4 protein-coding genes, 1 tRNA gene and 1 rRNA gene are annotated in these 3,599 nt (G+C 43.3%); all 6 read left to right on the forward strand.

The genetic code is table 11. From position 1 onward, the window contains the following. Positions 1-16: 16 nt before the first annotated feature. The 6 genes from rrf to tsaD all read left to right on the forward strand — a co-directional run bounded on the left by rrf (position 17) and on the right by tsaD (position 2,985). Positions 17-132, forward strand: a 5S ribosomal RNA gene (gene rrf / locus CSV67_RS16400). 24 nt (positions 133-156) lie between these two features. Next, positions 157-232, forward strand: a tRNA-Asp gene (locus CSV67_RS16405). 144 nt (positions 233-376) lie between these two features. Then, on the forward strand, positions 377-826 hold the full coding sequence (gene tsaE / locus CSV67_RS16410; protein WP_233189575.1) for a tRNA (adenosine(37)-N6)-threonylcarbamoyltransferase complex ATPase subunit type 1 TsaE: 450 nt from the start codon (positions 377-379) through the stop codon (positions 824-826). Then, positions 823-1,524, forward strand: a complete 702-nt coding sequence (tsaB, locus tag CSV67_RS16415; RefSeq protein WP_099632652.1) for a tRNA (adenosine(37)-N6)-threonylcarbamoyltransferase complex dimerization subunit type 1 TsaB — start codon at positions 823-825, stop codon at positions 1,522-1,524. Before tsaE ends, tsaB begins: the two co-directional genes overlap by 4 nt. Continuing rightward, positions 1,517-1,966 carry a ribosomal protein S18-alanine N-acetyltransferase gene (rimI, locus tag CSV67_RS16420; protein WP_099632653.1) on the forward strand — a complete coding sequence of 150 codons (450 nt, stop codon included), beginning with the start codon at positions 1,517-1,519 and terminating at the stop codon, positions 1,964-1,966. The genes tsaB and rimI overlap by 8 nt, the downstream gene beginning before the upstream one ends. Then, entirely contained in the window at positions 1,966-2,985 is a 1,020-nt protein-coding gene (gene tsaD, locus CSV67_RS16425) for a tRNA (adenosine(37)-N6)-threonylcarbamoyltransferase complex transferase subunit TsaD (RefSeq protein ID WP_099632654.1), read from the forward strand. Before rimI ends, tsaD begins: the two co-directional genes overlap by 1 nt. The last annotated feature ends 614 nt before the right edge of the window (positions 2,986-3,599 follow it).

A 3,599-nucleotide genomic window follows, 5' to 3' on the forward strand; every position in this document is an offset into this window, starting at 1 on the left:
AGCTTTACTCAAAGAGTCTAGTAACGATAGCGAAGAGGTCACACCCGTTCCCATACCGAACACGGAAGTTAAGCTCTTCAGCGCCGATGGTAGTTGGGGGTTTCCCCCTGTGAGAGTAGGACGTTGCTAGGCTTTATTTTTTTGCTTCATTTCAGTGGTCCCGTGGTGTAGCGGTTAACATGCCTGCCTGTCACGCAGGAGATCGCGGGTTCGATTCCCGTCGGGACCGCCATATTTTAACATTCCAAAACGATTTCACCTTAACGGGTGTGATCGTTTTTTTATTGTAAATAAACAGGGCTGGCTTCTTGGCTTTTGTTTTGTAAGGTTTTTCTGTACACTAGTACTATAATAGGAAGAGAAGGGTGAGTTGGTTGTGTGGGAGAAAGAAATCGAGTCCGTTGAGGAAATGGAGAAGCTGGCCACCGAGATCGGTCGCTATCTAAGACCTCCTGATGTACTGACCCTTGAAGGTGATCTTGGGGCTGGCAAGACAACATTCACAAAAGCACTTGCAAAAGCAATGGGTATCACACGGACAGTTAGTAGTCCTACTTTTACGATTATCAAGCAGTATGAAGGGGATTACCCTTTCAATCATTTGGATGTATATCGGTTAGCCAATAGCGAGGAAGACTTAGGTTGGGACGAACTGTTTTATGGAGATGCGATTTCTGTAGTGGAATGGGCACAATTTATTCAAGAAGAGTTGCCTGAACATCGGTTGGAATTGATTATCCATCATACGGGGCCTAATTCCCGCAGAGTTCAATGTATGCCAAAAGGTGAACGATTTACACGTATTTGTGAGGAGATTTTTACATGATATGGTTAGGTATAGATACAGCAAATTCACCTTTATCTGTAGCAATCGTTAAAGATGATGTAGTACTTATCGAAGAGTCAAGCATGATGAAGATCAATCATTCGCTGCGCGCGATGCCGGCAGTGGAAGAGGCATGTCGTAAGGCAGATATTACTCCTTCGGAAATAGACGCGATTGCTGTTTCAGAGGGCCCTGGTTCGTATACAGGTGTTCGCATTGGTGTAACGATTGCGAAGACATTAGCTTGGACGCTTGATAAGCCGCTTTACGGTGTATCAAGTCTGAAGGCTTTAGCGTTGAATGGACAACTGTTCAACGGTCTGGTTTGTTCTGTAATTGATGCGAGAAGATCCAACGTTTACGCAGGTGTCTATCGAGCGAAGGGTACTGAATTGGTCAGTGTATTAGAGGATCAGCACTGCCCAGTTGTCCAGTTGTTGGAGAAGTTAAAAGAGTGTGAAGAGGCGGTTTTATTTGTTGGAGAAGATGTGAAACTGTATGAATCAATTATTCGTGAGCATCTTGGAAAGCAAGCATATATTGCACCATTCGCATTAAATGTGCCACGTGCATCTTCTGCTATCTCACTGGCGCAAAGTGCAAATCAACCCGAAATAGTTCATACGTTTACACCACAGTATAAGCGCATTACGGAGGCAGAAGCCAATTTGATGAAGAAGGGGTCTTCCCATGAGTAATGAAGTGCTATTTCGAAAGATGACGCCTGATGACATCCCGGCGGTTGCGGGTATAGAACTTGAATCATTTGCGACACCTTGGACAGAAGAGATTTTTGAGCATGAATTAACAGGAAATGCATACGCACATTATATTGTAGCGGACCTGGACGGTGAAGTGATTGGGCATTGTGGTATGTGGATTGTGCTCGATGAATGTCATATCACTAATGTGGCCGTACTATCGGCTTATCGAGGTAAAGGGTATGGAGAAGATCTAATGCGTCAGGCGATGGAGTTGTGCCGCTTGAATGAAGTGAAGACCATGACGCTTGAAGTGCGTGTGAGTAATGAAGCAGCGCGGATGTTGTATCGCAAGTTAGGTTTTCAAGAAGGCGGTATCAGGAAAAACTATTATACAGACGACCATGAAGATGGACTCGTCATGTGGGTGGAATTCTAATGGAAAAAGATCAGTATATTTTGGGTATTGAAACGAGCTGTGATGAAACCGCGGCTTCTATAGTAAAAAATGGGACGGAAATTATTTCATCTATTGTATCGTCACAAATCCAGCAGCAAAAGCAATTTGGCGGTGTGGTTCCCGAAATAGCGTCGCGTCTGCATGTGGAACAAATCACACTGGTGATTCAGGAAGCATTGAATGAAGCGAAACTTGTACCAAGTGATTTGGTTGCGGTCACTGTGACAGAAGGACCTGGATTAGTGGGGGCGCTGTTGATCGGTATCAATGCGGCGAAAGCTTTTGCCTTTGCGAATCAGTTACCATTGATTGGTGTGCATCATATCGCAGGACATGTCTATGCCAATCAATTGATTCATGAGATGGAGTTTCCTTTGCTGGCACTTATCGTCTCAGGCGGTCATACTGAGCTTGTCGTCATGAAGTCACATGGTTCATTCGAATTGATCGGTGAAACGCGTGATGACGCAGCAGGCGAAGCCTATGATAAAGTTGCTCGGGTACTTGGTTTGCCTTATCCGGGAGGTCCGCAAGTAGATCAGCTCGCGCTGATGAGTGATGAAAGTATAGACTTTCCACGCGCTTGGCTTGAAAAGGATTCCTATGACTTCAGTTTTAGTGGATTGAAGTCTGCAGTTATCAATTATAAGCATAATATCGAGCAAAAAGGCGGAAAGATCAATCATGATCATGTTGCGGCGGGCTTTCAGCAAAGTGTTGTTGAAGTATTGACAGTCAAGACAGTGAAAGCGGCGAAAGAATATGACGTGAAGCAAGTGATTGCGGCAGGTGGTGTAGCTGCCAATCAAGGACTGCGAAAATCATTGACCGCTGCGTTTGAAAAAGAAGGGATTCCTTTCTACGTTCCACCTATTTCATTATGTACAGACAATGCAGCAATGATTGCCGCGGCTGGCTATGAGATGTGGAAAAGCGGCGTTCGAAGTGATTCTAGTATGAATGGTCGACCTGGAATGCCATTAAAATCATGGAATTAATGAATACACACACAGTTTGCTAACTTTCAGCAAATTGTGTGTTTTTTTGTTAGACGAATATTAGTTTGTCAAGAGGGAACATTCGTACTTATACACAGATTGTGGATAGATTGTTGGTAACATTTATAACCTGTGAATGGTAAACGGATACATCTTGGATAACTATGTGGACTAGTAAACAAGTATTTGTGGATAACGTGGATAACTATGTTCATATGTGTTCAAATAGGGATTTGCTCTGTGGAAAAGATTGTGGAGAAATGAAGTGTATTTTAGCTTAAAATTTCTAAGGAAAGTATAAAAATGACGAACGATAGGAAGAATAGTAGGATTCTTGTCGCAATTTGTCGTGAAGTTGTTCGGATAATCGGGTTGAAGCATCATATCTTCACATAAGTGCTCATAGTTATTGCGGAAGTGCTCATAAAATTCATTATGCGCTCTATAGAATATGATGACCGCTCTATGTTGAACTTCGACTGGTCTTCTGTCAAGAAAGTGGACACCATTTATTGAGCGTTTATTTTGAAAAACCTACCGCGCTACGCTTGCTGTACTTTCGTGGAGGAACAGTTAAAGTGACAACTGTTCCTCCACGAAAGTTATGAGTGGTT

It is taken from the genome of Sporosarcina sp. P2 (genome assembly GCF_002743255.1).
Lineage (GTDB): Bacteria > Bacillota > Bacilli > Bacillales_A > Planococcaceae > Sporosarcina.